Annotated in this window: 14 protein-coding genes; 10 read left to right on the top strand and 4 right to left on the bottom strand. The window is 62.7% G+C overall.

The window, feature by feature from the left end; all coding sequences use genetic code 11:
- Positions 1-7 precede the first annotated feature (7 nt).
- The 7 genes from EOB80_RS03110 to EOB80_RS03080 all read left to right on the top strand — a co-directional run bounded on the left by EOB80_RS03110 (position 8) and on the right by EOB80_RS03080 (position 8,382).
- Positions 8-1,453, top strand: a complete 1,446-nt coding sequence (locus EOB80_RS03110) for a homospermidine synthase (RefSeq protein WP_127326642.1) — start codon at positions 8-10, stop codon at positions 1,451-1,453.
- A 180-nt stretch (positions 1,454-1,633) separates the two neighbouring features.
- Positions 1,634-2,011 (top strand): hypothetical protein, encoded by a 378-nt coding sequence (locus EOB80_RS03105; protein ID WP_127259982.1) that lies wholly within the window; start codon positions 1,634-1,636, stop codon positions 2,009-2,011.
- Between the two features lie 187 nt (positions 2,012-2,198).
- Positions 2,199-4,271 (top strand): bifunctional UDP-sugar hydrolase/5'-nucleotidase, encoded by a 2,073-nt coding sequence (locus EOB80_RS03100; RefSeq protein ID WP_127326641.1) that lies wholly within the window; start codon positions 2,199-2,201, stop codon positions 4,269-4,271.
- A 235-nt stretch (positions 4,272-4,506) separates the two neighbouring features.
- Complete coding sequence (gene hemH, locus EOB80_RS03095; protein ID WP_127326640.1) at positions 4,507-5,571, top strand: ferrochelatase; 1,065 nt, start codon at positions 4,507-4,509, stop codon at positions 5,569-5,571.
- Between the two features lie 51 nt (positions 5,572-5,622).
- Complete coding sequence (locus tag EOB80_RS03090) at positions 5,623-6,834, top strand: FAD-binding oxidoreductase (protein ID WP_127326639.1); 1,212 nt, start codon at positions 5,623-5,625, stop codon at positions 6,832-6,834.
- Positions 6,835-6,955: 121 nt separating this feature from the next.
- Positions 6,956-7,906: an SPFH domain-containing protein gene (locus EOB80_RS03085; RefSeq protein ID WP_127269753.1), complete on the top strand. Its 951-nt coding sequence runs from the start codon at positions 6,956-6,958 to the stop codon at positions 7,904-7,906.
- 11 nt (positions 7,907-7,917) lie between these two features.
- Positions 7,918-8,382 (top strand): NfeD family protein, encoded by a 465-nt coding sequence (locus EOB80_RS03080; RefSeq protein WP_127269754.1) that lies wholly within the window; start codon positions 7,918-7,920, stop codon positions 8,380-8,382.
- Between the two features lie 166 nt (positions 8,383-8,548).
- On the opposite strand, the gene EOB80_RS03075 is transcribed toward EOB80_RS03080, so the two are convergent.
- Positions 8,549-9,550: a KpsF/GutQ family sugar-phosphate isomerase gene (locus EOB80_RS03075; RefSeq protein ID WP_127272680.1), complete on the bottom strand. Its 1,002-nt coding sequence runs from the start codon at positions 9,548-9,550 to the stop codon at positions 8,549-8,551.
- 249 nt (positions 9,551-9,799) lie between these two features.
- Here EOB80_RS03075 and EOB80_RS03070 point away from each other — a divergent pair, with 249 nt between their 5' ends.
- Complete coding sequence (locus EOB80_RS03070) at positions 9,800-11,578, top strand: outer membrane beta-barrel protein (protein WP_164762496.1); 1,779 nt, start codon at positions 9,800-9,802, stop codon at positions 11,576-11,578.
- A 70-nt stretch (positions 11,579-11,648) separates the two neighbouring features.
- Here EOB80_RS03070 and galU read toward each other — a convergent pair whose 3' ends face one another.
- Positions 11,649-12,554, bottom strand: a complete 906-nt coding sequence (gene galU, locus EOB80_RS03065) for a UTP--glucose-1-phosphate uridylyltransferase GalU (protein WP_127270261.1) — start codon at positions 12,552-12,554, stop codon at positions 11,649-11,651.
- 209 nt (positions 12,555-12,763) lie between these two features.
- On the opposite strand from galU, the gene EOB80_RS03060 reads away from it, so the two are divergent.
- Both EOB80_RS03060 and EOB80_RS03055 read left to right on the top strand, forming a co-directional pair.
- Positions 12,764-13,984, top strand: coding sequence for a lytic murein transglycosylase (locus tag EOB80_RS03060; RefSeq protein ID WP_127326637.1), 1,221 nt, complete (start codon positions 12,764-12,766; stop codon positions 13,982-13,984).
- Between the two features lie 98 nt (positions 13,985-14,082).
- On the top strand, positions 14,083-15,303 hold the full coding sequence (locus EOB80_RS03055; protein WP_127326636.1) for a DUF459 domain-containing protein: 1,221 nt from the start codon (positions 14,083-14,085) through the stop codon (positions 15,301-15,303).
- A 78-nt stretch (positions 15,304-15,381) separates the two neighbouring features.
- Here the strand turns inward: EOB80_RS03055 and EOB80_RS03050 are convergent, their stop codons facing one another.
- Complete coding sequence (locus EOB80_RS03050) at positions 15,382-16,398, bottom strand: tetratricopeptide repeat protein (protein WP_127326635.1); 1,017 nt, start codon at positions 16,396-16,398, stop codon at positions 15,382-15,384.
- Positions 16,399-16,713: 315 nt separating this feature from the next.
- On the bottom strand, positions 16,714-17,417 hold a 704-nt coding region (locus EOB80_RS03045), incomplete at its 5' end, for an FAD-dependent oxidoreductase (RefSeq protein WP_164762495.1).

Here is a 17,417-nt window from a genome sequence, read left to right as displayed (position 1 = left end):
CGATAAAATGGCGAATGAAAACTGGCCCGTTTACGGTGAGATCAACGGCCCTGTCGTGATGATCGGCTTCGGCTCGATCGGCCGGGGAACGCTGCCGCTGATCGAACGCCATTTCCAGTTCGACAAGTCGCGCATGACGGTCATCGACCCGCGCGACACCGACCGCAAGCTGCTCGACGAGCGCGGCATCGCCTTCGTCCAGGAAGCGGTGACCGAGAAGAACTACAAGAAGCTCTTGACCCCGCTTCTGACCAATGGCGGCGGCCAGGGCTTTTGCATCAACCTGTCGGTTGATACCGGCTCGGTGGACCTGATGCGGCTCTGCCGCAAGCTCGGTGTGCTCTACATCGACACCGTCGTCGAGCCGTGGCTCGGCTTCTATTTCGACGCCAAGGCGGACAACGCCAGCCGCACCAATTACGCGCTGCGCGAGTCGCTGCTCAAGGAAAAGCACGACAAGCCCGGCGGTGCCACGGCGGTCTCCACCTGCGGCGCCAATCCAGGCATGGTCTCGTGGTTCGTCAAGCAGGCGTTGGTCAATCTCGCCACCGATCTTGGCCTGGAATTCTCGGAGCCCGCGCAGGACGACCGCGAGGGCTGGGCCAAGCTGATGAAGAAGGCCGGCGTCAAGGGCATCCACATCGCCGAACGTGACACCCAGCGCGCCAAGAAGCCGAAACCGATGGATGTGTTCTGGAACACCTGGTCGGTCGAAGGCTTCATCTCCGAGGGCCTGCAGCCCGCGGAACTTGGCTGGGGCACACACGAGACATGGATGCCGAAGAACGCCAAGAAGCACAGGCACGGCTCGAAGGCAGCCATCTATCTGGAGCAGCCGGGCGCCAACACGCGCGTGCGCTCGTGGTGTCCGACTCCCGGCGCGCAATACGGCCTGCTGGTGACGCATAACGAGGCGATCTCGATCGCCGATTTCTTCACCGTGCGTTCGAAGAAGGGCAAGGTCCAGTACCGCCCGACCTGCCACTATGCCTATCATCCCTGCAACGACGCGATGCTGTCGCTCGACGAGATGTTCGGCGCCGCCGGCAAGCCTCAGCCGGTGCATCATGTGCTCGACGAGAACGAGTTGATCGACGGCGTCGACGAACTCGGCGTGCTGCTCTACGGCCACGACAAGAATGCCTACTGGTACGGCTCGCAGCTGTCACTCGCCGAGGCGCGCAAGCTGGCGCCCTATCAGAACGCCACCGGCATGCAGGTCACCTCGGCGGTGCTCTCGGGCATGGTCTGGGCGCTGGAAAACCCCGAGGCCGGCATCGTCGAAGCCGACGAGATGGACTACAGGCGGTGCCTGGAAGTGCAGTCCCAGTATCTCGGACCGGTCAAGGGCTACTACACCGACTGGACGCCGCTCGATAACCGTCCCGGCCTGTTCCCGGAAGACCTCGACCGGAACGACCCGTGGCAGTTCCGCAACATCCTTGTGCGATAGCAGCACCGCCTACCTGCCTCACCGCCTTGCAATCGCCCGGAAATCGGGCGATTGAAGGGATGCGGACCACAACGACACGCATTCATGACGCATGTCGCTCTGGAAACTTGGATGCACGCCTCGTGCTTGTCGAAAATCGATTCCGATTTTCGGGCCGATGCGAGAGGAGAGGATTTTCACATGATCATTGCGCGCAAAATTCTTTCGATGAGCGTGGCGGGTGCCATTGCGACGATGCTCGCCGCCTGTGCGACCAGCGGCCCTGATGAACCGCCGATGGCAGCGGCGCCGAAAGGCGTCGAGGGCTCCTGGATCGACGCCAAAGGCACCGGCCTGTCGACCTTCGCCGGCGGTACCTTCACGACGGTGGCCACCGACACCGGCCAGAAGCTTGCCGACGGCAGCTACACGATGACAGGCGCCACATCGGTGCAGATCAACGGCACCTCGCTGATCCGCCAGACCGCGGTCAGCTTCAACTGCCTGATGGTGTCGACAAGCCAGCTCAACTGCACCAGCTCCAGCGGTCAGAATTTCGTGCTGACAAGGCGCGTCTGAACCCACGACCATTCGTTTTCCAAGGACGGCGGCCGGTTGGCCGCCGTCCTTTTTTATGCCGGCAAAGGGTCCCGGATTCCGCTTGCGTCATCCAGAACGCGATGGGAACATGGCCGAAGCGCCGGCTGTTATGTTCCAGTCAAGCAAGAGCGCTAGTGGCCTCTGATCAGCTTTCCGGGAGACGAAGATGAAGAAGCTTGCCGCCATTGCAGCCCTGTCAGCCTCAGCCCTCGGTCTGTCGGCCGGCGCGTCCTTTGCCGACTACACGCTGAACATCCTGCATATCAACGACTGGCACAGCCGCATCGAAGGCAACAACAAATATGAATCGACCTGCTCGGCGGACGAGGAAACCAAGGGCGAGTGCATCGGTGGCGCGGGCCGGCTGATCACCGCGATCGCCCAGGAGCGCAAGAAGCTGGAAGGCCAGAACGTGCTGCTGCTCAGCGCAGGCGACAATTTCCAGGGCTCACTGTTCTACTCCACTTACAAGGGCAAGGTCGAAGGCGAATTCCTCAACGACATGAAGTTCGATGCCATGGCGCTCGGCAACCATGAATTCGACGACGGCGAAGTGGCCCTGGCGCCGTTCCTCGACATGATCAAGTTCCCGGTGCTCGGCGCCAATGTGAAGGCCAACGCGCAATCCAAGCTCGGCGACCGCGTCAAGCCATCTGTTGTCGTCGAGGTCGGCGGCCAGAAGATCGGCATCATCGGCGCGATCACCAACGACACGCCGGACCTCGCTTCCCCCGGACCCAACGTCGCAATAGAGGATGACGTCAAGTCGATCACCGCCGAGGTCGAGAAGCTCAAGGGCGAAGGCGTCAACAAGATCATCGCCGTGACCCATATCGGCTACAGGCGTGAACGCGACGTCATTGCCAAGATCCCGGGCATCGATGTCGTCGTCGGCGGCCACAGCCATTCGCTGCTGTCGAACACCGACCCCAAGGCGGAAGGCCCCTACCCGACGATGGTCGACAATCCGGACGGCTACAAGGTGCCGGTTGTGCAGGCGGCGTCCTACTCGAAATATCTCGGCGAGTTCAAGGTGGTGTTCGACGACAATGGCGTCGTCATGTCGGCCAGCGGCGACCCGATCTATCTCGACAAGTCGATCACCCCCGACCCGGCCGTGCTCGCCCGCATCAAGGAGCTTGGAGCGCCGATCGAGGCGTTGAAGAACAAGGAAGTGGCGGAAACCACCGACGTCATCGACGGCAGTCGTGAGAGCTGCCGCACCCGCGAATGCGCGATGGGCAATCTCGTCTCCGACGCCATCCTCGACCGCGTCAAGGGACAGGGCGTCGAGATCGTCATCTCCAATGGCGGCGGCCTGCGCGCCTCGATCGACAAGGGCACCGTCACCATGGGCGAGGTGCTGACCGTGCTGCCGTTCCAGAACACGCTGGCGACCTTCCAGATTTCGGGCAAGGATCTGGTGGACGGCCTCGAGGGCGGCCTCAGCCAGGTCGAGGACGGCGCCGGGCGCTTCCCCCAGGTCGCCGGCCTGAAATATTCCTTCGACAAATCCGTCGCGCCCAATGCCGGCCGCGTCAGATCGGTGGAAGTCATGGAAGGCGGCGCCTGGACGCCGATCAAGCCGGACAAGGACTATCTGGTCGCCACCAACAACTATGTCCGCCAGGGCGGCGACGGCTACAAGGTCTTCGCCGACAAGGCCAAGAACGCCTATGATTACGGCCCCGGCCTCGAACAGGTGGTTGCCGACTACCTCGGCGCCCACCGGCCCTACACGCCGAAGCTCGACGGCCGCATCACCGAAATAGCCGCGACCGTCGCCGCGGCGCCTGCGGCCCCGGCAACCGATCCGGCCAAGCCAGCCGAAGCAGCGCCGGCCACGCCGGCGCCCGCACCGGCTGAAGCCGCCAAGCCTGCCGATGCGGCACCGGCAATGCCCGAATTGCCGGCCAACTCGGGCGACATCGCCAACACGCCCCCGGCCATATCGACAGAGGGAGCGCCACCCCCGCCGGCGCCACCGGCAGAGGCGGCAAAACCGGCTGAAGCAGCCCCCGCCCCGGCGGCACCGGCTCCCGCCGCCGAGCCGGCAAAGCCAGCGGAGGCCGCACCGGCCGAAGCCAGCCATGTCATCGTTGCCGGCGACACTTATTGGGATCTGGCCAAGAAGGCCTATGGCGACGGTGCCAAATGGAAGGTCATTTCGGGCGCCAACAAGGGTTATGAGCCGCGCCGGCTTCCTGTTGGCGCAACGCTGACCATCCCGCCGCAATAGCCCCGCTATATGCCTGAATGACACCGCCCGTCCGAAAACCGGACGGGCGTCCTGTTTTCGGGCTAATTCATGTCGCCCCAAAGTGACCTCGGTTTTGGGAGAACGAGGTGCATAAAAACAAAGGCTTAAAGCGGGTCGTCTGAATCCATTCAGACAATCCGCTTTAAGGTGCGGCCAGACGCTGCATTGAATGCGCGCGCAAGATGGTTAGGTTCGCGTCTTCCGGAGAACCCTTATGACGCTTCCCACCCCTGCCGAACCCAAGGCCGCAAAGGCGCCCGGCCCGTTGCCCGCTGGGCATCCGCCGGTCAAAGCGGGCAAGATCGGCGTCATGCTGGTCAATCTGGGCACGCCCGACGGCACCGATTTCAAGCCGATGTGGCGGTATCTCCGTGAATTCCTGTCCGACCCGCGCGTCATCGAGCTCAACAGGGCGATCTGGTATCCGATCCTCTATGGCCTTGTGCTCACCACGCGGCCCAAGAAGTCGGGCGCCAACTATGCCCGGATCTGGAACCGGGAAAAGAACGAGTCGCCGCTGCGCACCTATACCCGCGCCCAGGCCGAAAAGCTGGCCGAAGCGCTGAGCGACCTGCCTGATGTCGTCGTCGACTGGGCGATGCGCTACGGCAACCCTTCAACCGCCAGCATTGCCCAGCGTCTGGTCGACCAGGGCTGCGACCGCATCCTTACCTTTCCGCTCTATCCGCAATATTCGGCGACGACCACGGCAACAGCCAACGATCAGCTGTTTCGCGCGCTGATGAAGATGCGCCGCGCACCGGCCATCCGCAGCGTGCCGCCCTACTATGACGAGCCGGTCTACATCGAAGCGCTGGCGCGCTCGATCGAACGGCATCTGGCGACGCTGGACTTCGAGCCGGAGGTGGTCATCACCTCCTATCACGGCATTCCAAAACCGTATTTCGAGAAGGGCGACCCCTATCATTGCCATTGCCAGAAGACGACGCGGCTGTTGCGCGAACGGCTCGGCTGGGATGACAAGAAACTGATCATCACCTTCCAGTCACGCTTCGGCGCGCAGGAATGGCTGCAGCCCTATACCGACAAGACGGTGGAAAAACTCGCGCAGGACGGCGTCAAGTCGATCGCTATCGTCAATCCCGGCTTTTCCGTCGACTGCATCGAGACGCTGGACGAGATCGGCCGCGAGGCGGCTGAAACCTTCCACCATGCCGGCGGCAAAAATTTCGCCCATATACCTTGCCTCAACGATAGCGCGGAAGGGATGGCGGTGATCGAGGCGATGGTGCGGCGCGAACTGTCCGGCTGGGTCTAACCCGGAACAACACAAGCTCCGGGGCGTTAAGGCGCGCCTCCGGAGAATGCGATGCCCCGCAAACTCGACCTCAGAACTGGCCAGCCCGTCTGGTCGGCCTATCGCGCGCCTGCGGTGCCGACGGACGGCCTGATCCGGGACGTCAACACGGATGTGCTGGTCGTCGGTATGGGCATCAGCGGCGCCATGATGGCCGAGGCGCTGACGGCCGATGGCCATCGGGTCATCTGCATCGACCGGCGCGGCCCGCTGAAGGGCTCGACGGCCGCAACCACCGCACTGGTGGCATTCGAAATAGACCAGCCTCTCTCCACGCTCTCGAAGATGGTCGGCAGAGCCTCGGCCCAGCAGGCCTGGCGACGCTCGCGGCTCGCTGTCTCCAATCTCGCCGGACGCATTGCCGAACTCGGCATCAACTGTGGCCTGAGCCGCATGCCGTCACTCTATCTGGCCGGCACGATGCTTGGTCCGCCGGAACTGCGCGACGAGGCCGAGGCACGTCGGCTGGCCGGCATCGGCGCCATCTGCTTAACCCGACAACAGCTAGCCGAGAAGTTCGGCATCGACCGCGAAGGCGCCATTCTCGGCCACGGCAATATCGCCCTCGACCCACGCAAGCTGACGGCTGGGCTGCTGCTGAAATCCCTGGAGCGCAAGGCACGCTTCTATGCCCCCGTCGAAGCCACAATGATCGAGGACAGCGCCGAAGCTGTTGTCGTCGCGACCAGGGATGGCCCGACCATAACCGCACGACATGTTGTTCTGGCCACCGGCTACGAACTTGTCGACATCGTGCCGGCCGCGGCCCACCGGATCATCTCGACATGGGCGATTGCGACACGCCCGCAACCGCGAAAGCTCTGGCCGGACGCAGCGTTCATCTGGGAAGCGTCGGAGCCGTATCTGTATATGCGCACGACGGTCGACGGCCGGGTCATTTGCGGCGGCGAGGACGAGGATTTTATCGACGAAGCGCGGCGCGACGCGCTGATCGCCGACAAGAGCACACGCATCGCCGAGAAGCTCGGCCTGATAGTTCCGCATCTCGACACCAGACCCGATTTTGCCTGGACCGGCTCGTTCGGCACCACGACCACCGGCCTGCCCTATATCGGCGCCATTCCCCGCCACCCGCGCATCCATGCGGTGATGGGCTACGGCGGCAACGGCATCACCTTCTCGCAGGTCGCTTCCGAGATTGTCCCGGCTTCGATCAACGGGCTGGATGACATGGATGCAAGATTGTTTGCCTTCAACCGCTGAGTGCAACCCTATAAACAATCCATCATCACCTGATTGTAACGCATCTGAAATACACTTAAGTCTTTGGTGAAGTCGGCGGCGCGAGAATGGCTTGTGCGGCCTTCGTCTGAGGGAGAGCCAAATGGATTTCAGTGGTTTCGATATTGCGATTGGTGCACTTGCACTTCTGGTATTGGTGCTGCTGATCAAAGGCATCAGGACAATCCCGCAAGGTTACAATTATACGGTGGAGCGCTTTGGCCGTTACACCAAGACACTGAGCCCAGGCCTCAATTTCATTTTCCCGTTCATCGACCGTATCGGCGCCAAGATGAACATGATGGAGCAGGTGCTTGACGTTCCGAGCCAGGAAATCATCACCCGCGACAACGCCATTGTCGGTGTCGACGGCATCGCCTTTTTCCAGATCCTCAACGCGGCGCAGGCCGCCTACCAGGTTTCCGGCCTGCAGAACGCCATCCTCAATCTGACGATGACCAACATCCGTACCGTCATGGGTTCGATGGATCTCGATGAACTCCTGTCGAACCGCGACGCCATCAACGAGCGCCTGCTGCGTGTCGTCGATGAGGCAGCCCACCCGTGGGGCATCAAGATCACCCGCGTCGAAATCAAGGACATCAACCCGCCGGCCAACCTTATCGAATCGATGGGCCGGCAGATGACCGCGGAACGCAACAAGCGTGCCCAGATCCTTGCCGCCGAAGGCCTCAAGCAGTCGCAGATCCTCGAGGCCGAGGGCCGCAAGGAAGCCGCCTTCCGCGATGCCGAGGCGCGCGAACGTTCGGCCGAGGCGGAAGCCCGCGCCACCCAGGTGGTGTCGGAAGCGATCTCCAAAGGCGATGTGCAGGCGCTGAACTACTTCGTAGCGCTGAAATACACTGAAGCGCTTGGCAGGATCGGCACGGCCACCAACAGCAAGATCGTGCTGATGCCCTTCGAGGCATCGTCGCTGATCGGTTCGCTCGGCGGCATTGGCGAAATCGCCAAGGAAGTCTTCCGCAGCGAAGGCACGACCGGCTCGCAGAGGCAGGCCGCGCGCCCGCCGGTCGTTCGCCCAACCGACAACTGAGGTCGAAACCAATGATCGACCGCATCGTTTCCGAACTCGGCCCGTGGAACTGGATGGTACTCGGTTTCATCCTGCTGGTGATGGAAGTCATCGCGCCGGGTATCTTCATGCTGTGGATCGGCATCGCCGCGCTGATCATCGGCGCCGTGTCGCTGCTGGTCTGGGACGCCGGCTTCTGGACCTGGCAGGTCCAGGTCCTCGCCTTCCTGGCGCTGTCGCTGGTCTCGGCCTATGTCGGCAAGAAGCTGGTCGGCAGCCGCAACGACCCGACCGACCAGCCGCTGCTCAACCGGCGCGGCGCGCAAATGGTCGGCAGGATGGCGACACTTGCCGAGCCGATCCGGGACGGACGCGGGCGCATCAAGCTGGGCGATACGCTGTGGCGTGTCTCCGGCCCGGATTTGCCGGCCGGCACGCAAGTGCGCGTGACGGGCGCGGCCGATACGGATCTGGAATTGACCGTCGAGGCTGTCTGAATTCTTGAAACCCACCGCTTGGACAAGGTGTGTTGAGATTCAGGTCAGGCCGAGTCGAAAACGGTGGGTTCCGAGAACCGGAGCGGAGCGTACTTTGGGTACGTGAGCAGCGGAAGCGCAGGAAACCGTCGTTTGCAGGCCGGCATCACCTTAAGATCAGCACACCTTAGGCGGCGCCGATACGCAGCAGGTCGTGCAGGTGGATGAGGCCGACTGGTTTCCGGCCCTCCACCACCATCAGGCTGGTGATGGCTGAATTGTTGATCGTCTGCAGCGCCGTTGCGACCAGCGTGTCCGGCGTCGCGGTCTTCGGGCCTTTTGTCATCACCTGATCCACCGTCATCGCCAGCAGGTTGCTGCCGATGTGCCGGCGGATGTCGCCATCGGTGATGATGCCGACCAGCGCACCGTCTGCGTCGGTGATCGCGACGCAGCCAAATCCCTTGCGCGACAGTTCCAGGATCGCGTCATGCATGCCGGTGCCCGCAACCACCAGCGGCAGCCTGTCGCCGACATGCATGATCTCGCGGATCTGCGTCAGGTTGGCGCCGAGCTGGCCGCCCGGGTGAAAGGTGCGGAAATGATCCGGCGTGAAGCCGCGTGCTTCGAGCAGCGCGATCGCCAGCGCGTCACCCATCACCAGTTGCAGCAGCGTCGATGTCGTCGGCGCCAAGCCGTGCGGGCAGGCTTCAGGCGCGCGCGGCAGCAACAGCACCACGTCCGCCGCCCGCGCCAGCGCCGATGTCTCTCCGGCGGTGATGGCGATCAGCGGGATGGAGAAGCGCCTGGAATAGGCGACGATGCCCATCAGTTCCTTGCTTTCGCCCGACCACGACATGGCGATGATGGCGTCGTCCCTGGCGATCATCCCGAGATCGCCGTGGTTGGCTTCTGCGGGATGGACAAAGAAAGCCGGCGTGCCGGTCGAGGCCAGCGTCGCCGCGATCTTCGAACCGATATGGCCGCTTTTGCCGACACCGGTGACGATGAGCCGGCCTTCAATCCCGGAGATCATCTCGACCGCCTGCGCGAAAGGCGCGGCCAATCCGTTCTCCAAGGCCTCGGCAAGGGCTGCAACCCCAGCCTGTTCTGTCGCCACCGTCCTCAGCGCCGAAGCGATCGAGGCTTGCCTGTCCGAAGGTTTCTTATCCAGGGATCCCGCATGCATGGCTGATGCGATTAGCGCTTTGCCGGCGCGCTGTCCAACAGAAATGGCCCAAGGCATGTTGCCCGAACGTGCGCGGTGGTTTTGACGACGGCAGGCGCGAAAACCAAAAGCTTAACGCAGGCGGTATGAATCCCTTTGGAAATCAGCGCTTCAGCTGGTTGACGGGCCGCCGCCTCAACCCTCCGTTAACCATCCCCATTTACGGTTCGGTAAGTATGGCGCGCGTGCGCCGCGCAAGCAGTGGTGGCGATGTCCGGGGCCCAGCCAGAAAATTCGACAGGAAGAAAGGGCAAGGCGGTCTGCGCCTTGCTGCTGGCAACCAGCATGTTTGCCTTGCTGCGCCCGACTGCGCTCCATGCCCAGGAAACCGAACTGCGCGGCGAGGTTTCGGAATCGGCGATCCTGTCCGACCAGCAGCGCAAGGCGAGACAGCTGGCCCTGGCAGCGCAGGGTCAACAGCCGGCCAATGCCGCGCAGGACAATGCGCCGGCCCGCACCTATCTGCCGGCCAGCGCCGGTGCCGTGCCAGACGACGCCGACACTGGCGACGCCACCGCGACCGGCAGCCTTTTCGACCCGCCGGCAGCCACTGACGACACGTCCGCCGACATCGCGGCGCCGCCCAAGCCTCGCCGCCGCTCATCGACTGCCGGGCAGAATGCTGCTGACCAGGCCAAGGACAAGGCTGCCGACAAGTCGAAAAAGAAGAAGAAATCGACGGCCGACACCTCCGACATCACCGCCTCCACGACGGACGCCACCGATGGTGAAGACACCGATGCGGACACGGCCAACCGCCGCGCCCTCACCATCGACAGTGCCGACAGGCAGAAGCTCGACCCAGGCGCGGAGCGCACGGACGCCATCGAAGGCCAGAAGAAGAAACCGGAGGATGATCCGTTTGCCGCCACCGGCGTGAAATGGGGCTCCTTCGTCATCCGGCCGACGATCGAACAGGGCCTGACCGCCACCTCGAACGGCGATTCGAGCAGTGCCGGCACGTCGGCGCTGCTGTCCGAGACAGCGCTGCGCTTTTCCGCCGCCTCCGACTGGCGCGAGAACTCAGCCACGATCGACGGCTATGGCCTTTTTCGCGAGACCGTGTCGGGTTACCCGGTTCACGACGCGCAAGGGCGCATCGAAGGCCAGCTCAATGTCGACCTCGACAATGAGTTGCGCGCCATCGCCAAGCTCGGCTACGAGGCCGTGCCGGAATCGGCATCATCACCGGACGCCATTGCCGGCGTCAGCAAGCAACCGCTGCGGCAGACCATCGATGGCAGCCTCGCCGTCGAAAAGCATCTCGGCAAGATGCAGTACACGCTAACCGGCGCGGTCTCGCACGATTTTTACGGCGACGCCAAGCTCTCGGACGGCACCTCGCTGTCGCAGAAGGATCAGGACTCCACACTCTACACAGCGACGTTGCGCACCGGCTACGAGATCTCCCCTGCCCTGACCCCGTTCACTGAAATCGAGGTCGGCCGCCGGACCTATGATCAACGCATCGACAATGAAGGCTTCGAGCGCTCGTCGACGCGGCTCGGCGCCCGCGCTGGCCTTGCACTCGACATGGGCGAGAAGCTGTCGGGCGAATTCTCGGCCGGCTGGCTCAGGGAAGCGATCGACGACAAAAACCTTGATGCGATCTCGGGTGCCACCGTCAACGCCGACCTCAAATGGTCACCGGAGCGCGGCACCACGATCGGCCTGACCGGGCGGACCACCGTCGAGCCCACGACCACATCGGGCGAAAGCGGCGACATCCTCTATTCCGGTCGCCTGACCGGCGAACGCCAGATTCGCGCCAACCTCACCGCCAATGCGGCTCTGGGCCTCGACTGGCGTGATTACATCGGCATCGATGGCCATGACAGGGTGTTGAGCGCCGAGGCCGGACTGACCTGGTGGCTGAACCGCTACGCCGGCCTCACCACAAGGGTGAGGACCGAGAAGCTGACCAGCAATCTGCCGGGCCGGGACTACACCGCCAACAGCATCTTCCTCGGCGTGAAAGTGCAGCGCTGAGGACTTGCGTGCCAAACGTGCGTTGAGATCAGACCGGCCCTCCGCGGACCGGCTGAACATCGACATCGACTTAAGATGCGGCGCCGCGGCGCTCGGATGGCTTCATCTCATCGAGAAGCGTGCGGATCACACCGGCCATGTTCTCGTTCATGTCGCTGCGCCACAGCGCGAAGGCGACATTGGCCTCGACAAAACCTTCCGGCGATCCGCAGTCGAACGTGCGGCCTCGATAGTGGTAGCCGTAGAAAGGCTGCTGCTTTTCCAGCTTCAGCATGGCGTCGGTGAGCTGGATCTCGTTGCCGGCGCCTTTTTCCTGGCCTTCAAGGATCTTGAAGATCTCCGGCTGCAGGATGTAGCGGCCGTTGATGTAAAGATTGGACGGCGCGGTGCCGGCCTTCGGCTTTTCCACCATCTCGGTGATGCGGAAACCGTGATGCGTGTCCTCGCCGCGGCCGACGATGCCGTATTTGTGGGTTTCGGCGGGAGCGCATTCCTGCACCGCGATGATGTTGTTGCCGGTCTCCTCGTAGAGCTCGACCATTGCCTTCGTGCAGCTCTTCTCCGACTGCATGATCATGTCGGGCAGCAACAGCGCGAAGGGCTCGTCGCCGACGAGCTCGCGGGCGCACCAGACGGCATGGCCAAGTCCCATCGGCACCTGCTGGCGTGTGAAACTGGTCTGCCCCGGCGCCGGCTGCAGCCGTTGCAGGCGGGCGAGCTGGTCGTCCTTGCCGCGCTGGGCCAGCGTGTCATAGAGTTCGAACTGGATGTCGAAATGGTCCTCGATGACGGCCTTGTTGCGGCCGGTGACGAAGATGAAATGCTCGATGCCGGCCTCGCGTGCCTCATCCACCACATACTGGATCACCGGCCGGTCGACGACGGTCAGCATTTCCTTGGGGACAGCCTTGGTGGCCGGGAGAAACCGTGTGCCGAGACCGGCGACCGGGAAGACTGCCTTGCGAACTCTCTTCATGCTTTCAATTATCCGTTTGAGGGCCAGCTCCGCAATCCCCGTTCCAAGACATTTTCACGCCGGAATTCGGGACTGCTGGGCAACTGAGAGGAATGTCCACCGGTAAAGCTTCGAAGCGTCTTTTCGTTCCCGGTGGCGCCTATGGTAAACTAATTCCTAACCTGGTTCGGCGATGAATGGTCTTTCCTGAGACAGAGAAGGAGGAAAAGATGTCCGTTCGCAATGCCGCAAAAATTTTTACCAGCGTCATGGCGGCAGCCAGCCTATCGCTCGCTCTGCTGATGCCTGGCCCCGCTTTCGCCGATGCCGGTTTCCGGCAGTGGGTCGCCGGCTTCCGCGCCACCGCCGTGCAGAGCGGCGTTTCCGGCGCCCTCTACGACCAGGCCTTCAGGAACATCAGGGATATCGATCCGGTGGTGCTGGAGAAGGCGCGTACGCAGCCTGAATTCACGGCCCCTGCCTGGGACTATTTCGACAACCGCGTCCATGACCAGTCGGTCGCCGTCGGCCAGCAGATGGCCAGGAAATGGAAGCCGTGGCTGGACCGGATCGAGGCCAGGTTCGGTGTCAACCGCTACATCCTGCTGGCCATCTGGTCGATGGAATCGAACTATGGCGAGATCCTCAAGCGCGACGACATCATGCGCAATGTCGTGCGCTCGCTGGCGACCTTGGCCTATGCCGATCCGAAGCGGGCGAAATTCGCCCGCACCCAGCTGGTCGCCGCGCTGAAGATCCTGCAGACCGGCGATATCGACGAAAGCCATCTGAGCGGATCCTGGGCCGGCGCCATGGGCCATACCCAGTTCATCCCGACCAGCTATCTGCACTATGCCGTCGACATGGACGGCAATGGCAAACGCGACATCTGGAATTCGATCCCCGATGCGCTGGCGACCTCCGCCAACTTGTTGAAGAAGAATGGCTGGCAGGCCGGCAAAACCTGGGGCTACGAGGTTGCTTTGCCCGCTGGAAAGCTTCCCGGCGGCTCGAAAACACTGTCGCAATGGCAGGCGCTCGGCGTGGTCAGGGCCAACGGCAAGCCGTTCAAGAACGGCTCCGACAAGGCGACGCTGAAGGTGCCGGACGGCCGCAACGGGCCGGCCTTCCTGATGATCAAGAATTTCACGGTCATCAAAGCCTACAATAACGCCGACAAATATGCGCTGGCCGTCGGCCTTCTTGCCGACGAAATCGCCGGCTCCAGCGGTCTCGTGCAGGACTGGAAGCGGCCTTTCACCAAGCTCACCTTCGAGGAAAGGCAGGAGCTGCAGCAGCGGCTTTCCCAACATGGCCTTTATGACGGCAAGTTCGACGGCAAGATCGGCGACGGCTCGAAATCAGCCATCTTGGCCTTCCAGGCCAAGGCCGGCTTGACCCAGGACGGTTACCCGAGCATGGAAGTGCTGAAGTGGCTCCGGCAGAAATAGAGCCGCCTGCGGTGCCGCGCGGCCTTTCGGGCGCGCAAAGGACACTGTAGCAATCTGGTTGGCGCGGCATTTGCTGCGCCAAGGGATGGAGGAAACGATTGGCTTCGGCTGCGCGCATCGCAGGGCTTGTTCGTCGCATGCCGGTGCTCATCCTGGCCGTGATCGTGCTCACCGTCGGTGTGGCTGGCGCCTTTCACGCGCCGGCCATGGCGCAGGAGCAGCAAAACCGCGGCTGGTCGCTGCGCGACCTTCTGTTCCCGCGCCGCAGCGAGCGCATCGAGCCGCCGCAGGACATCCAGAAGGCAAGGCCCAGGCCCAAGGCGAAAAAACCCCGCGCCCCGCGACCGCCCGCGGAACCGGAAATCCCGGTGGTCGACAAGGCACCGGACGCCCGCACCGTCCTGGTGGTCGGCGACTTCATGGCGGCCGGCCTCGCCGAAGGCCTCGACACCGCCTTTGCCGAGAATACCGGCGTCAGGATCGTCGTTCGCAGCAATGGCTCGTCCGGCTTCGTGCGCGATGATTTCTACAACTGGCCCGAACAGATCAAATCGCTGATCGAGACCGAAAAACCTGCCGCCGTGATCGTCATGCTGGGTTCCAACGACCGCCAGCAGATGAAGGTGGGCGACGTGCGCGAGCAGCCCCGCTCTGAAACCTGGACCAAGGAATATGAGCGCCGGAACGAAGCGTTCGGAAAAGCTATCGCGGAGGCAAAGGTACCCTTCCTATGGGTCGGCATGCCGGCGTTCCGGGTGCCGAAGATGACCTCCGACATGCTGGCCTTCAACGACATCTATCATCAGGCCGCTGAAAGCCATGGCGGTGAATTCGTCGACGTCTGGGACGGCTTTGTCGATGAGAACGGTGCTTTCGTCACCAGCGGCCCCGACATCAACGGCCAGCCGGTGCGGCTACGCGCCGATGACGGCATCAACGTCTCGAGGGCGGGCAAGCGCAAGCTCGCTTTCTATACCGAAAAACCGCTGCTGAAGATCCTCGGCCTGACCGCGCCGGGAAGCGTGGTTACACCGTCCGCTCCGGCGGGCGCCCCTGTCGAGGCGCCGGCGCCTGCCGCGGCACCCATCGTCATCGACCGCACCGCGCCGATGCTGCTCAGCGATCCGGCACTCGACGGCGGCTCCGAGTTGCTTGGCGCGGCCCCGCCAGCGAAGGCAAATCCGGACCTGCCAGGTGAGAGGCTGGTGGTCGAGGGCAAGGCATCCGTGGCTTCGCCGGGCCGCGCCGACGATTTCTCCTGGCCGCCGAAGACGGGGCCGGCGGCGGCAACCGACACGACGACGGCGATCAATCCATAATTTAGCGGCTGCGTGCTGACACGCCCGACATTACAGATTCCGGCGAGCAGAATAAAAGCGCACTGTCACCGTAATTCCCTACAAAATGCCCTTCTGTTTCATAATATTAAGGTAGAATTGCGCTTTTGTGCTGCCATTCTTTGCTGCTTTATCGAGCCAGAGCGCGGAAAGAGTATAGTCAGGGCGACCACCTACACCGTTGTAGTACAGAAATCCAAGATTGAACTGCGCGTCGACATTCCCCTTTTCAGCGGCTGCACGCCACCAAGCGACGGCAGTTACCTCGTTTCTAGGCACAATTTTTCCCGTGGCGTAGGCGAATCCCAAACTCAGTTGAGCATCGGCATTTCCCTGATTTGCGGCTTTGAGCCACCAGATGATCGCATCGGGGCCACTTTGAGCTACCCCGGCACCTTGCGCATACCTAGCCCCCAACACCGTTTGCGCAACCGCGTATCCTTGCTCGGCTGCCTTGCGTTGCCAGGCAGCCGCTTTGACTTCATCCACAGCTACGGCAATGCCCTTTGAATACATCACGCCTAGCTCATATTGAGCAGGAGCATAGTCTTGGCTCGCCGCCTTGCTGAACCATACGAATGCTTGGTTGTCGTCTTTGGCAACGCTTCGTCCTGCAGCATAGGAATCCGCAACATTGTACTGAGCTTCAGCGACACCAACTGCTGCGGCCTTCGACCACCAGTTGAATGCCAGCCGATTGTCGGGCGCGACACCGTCACCTTGCCAATACAAATTGCCCAACTGGCTTTGAGCCTGAGCCTGCCCCTTTTCTGCCGCTTCGCCGAACCAGTGCGCTGCCATCGAAAAGTCCTTTTCAACCCCCGCGCCAATGGCATAACAAGAGCCAAGATAGTAAGCGGCATCCGGGTTCCCTGCGTCGGCAGCCTTGTGCCACCAGAACACAGCGAGCGTCTTATCTTGCGCAACTCCTTGCCCGTGTGCGTACAAGATCCCGAGATTGAACTGGGCGGCGGCATCCCCTCGCTCCGCCAACAGCTTCCATTGCGTGAAAGCCTCGCCATAATTTTGGGCGCTATACGCCGCTTGAGCTTCGGCCGCGCCCGCAAGCACGTTCATAGGTGCCAAGAACGATGCGCCAACCGCCAGAACAGCAACGGTTAAGCCAACCGCTATGCAACTCACCTTGGGAGGCTTAGGAGATCCAATAAACACATATCCCTCACGTTTAGCGCTCTTCGTCGGGCTGATGTAGAATTACGGGGTGCAGTCCAAACCTGTCACCGCAATTCCCGTGTCTCACTTACGGGGTGCAGTCCAGCACTGTCACCGTAATTCGCCTTCGCCCGGCCGCGCCGACGATTTCTCCTGGCCGCCCAAGACGGGGCCGGCGACGACGGCGGCGGCAACCGACACGACGACGGCGATCAATCCCTAACGAGGGAGAACGCTCGACCCCATCAGTGCCTCGTCGATCGAGCGTGCCGCCTGGCGGCCCTCACGGATCGCCCAGACGACCAGCGACTGGCCACGACGCACGTCGCCGGCGGCATACAGCCTGTCGACGCTGGTCCTGTAGTCGCGGTCATTGGCCTCGACATTCCTGGAGCGGCGGCTGTCGGTGGCGATCTTCATCTCACCGTCCAATTCCTTCGCCACCCCGGCCGCAGCCGGCCCGGCAAAGCCGATGGCGATGAAGGCGAGATCGGCACGAATGACGAATTCGGTGCCGGCGATCGGCTTGCGCTTGTCGTCGACCTCGCAGCACTTGACGCCGGTCAGCTGGCCTTCCTCGCCGATGAATTCGAGCGTCGCCACCTGGAATTCGCGCTCCGCCCCTTCGGCCTGCGAAGACGAGGTGCGCATCTTGGTCGCCCAGTAGGGCCAGACCGAAAGCTTGTCTTCCTTCTCCGGCGGCTGCGGGCGGATGTCGAGCTGGGTGACACGCACGGCGCCCTGGCGGAAGGCCGTGCCGACACAGTCGGACGCTGTATCGCCGCCGCCGACGACGACGACATGCTGGCCGCCGGCGATGATCGGATGCGACGGCCACGCGACCGACTGGATTGGCTCGCCGCCGACCCGCCTGTTCTGCTGCACCAGATAGGGCATCGCGTCATGCACGCCGCCGAGATCGT

Origin of the sequence: Mesorhizobium sp. M7A.F.Ca.MR.245.00.0.0 (assembly GCF_003997415.1) — a bacterium.
Taxonomy (GTDB): Bacteria; Pseudomonadota; Alphaproteobacteria; order Rhizobiales; family Rhizobiaceae; genus Mesorhizobium.
Note: the sequence above shows the minus strand (reverse complement) of the source record. Positions and strands in the feature narration are given on the sequence as shown.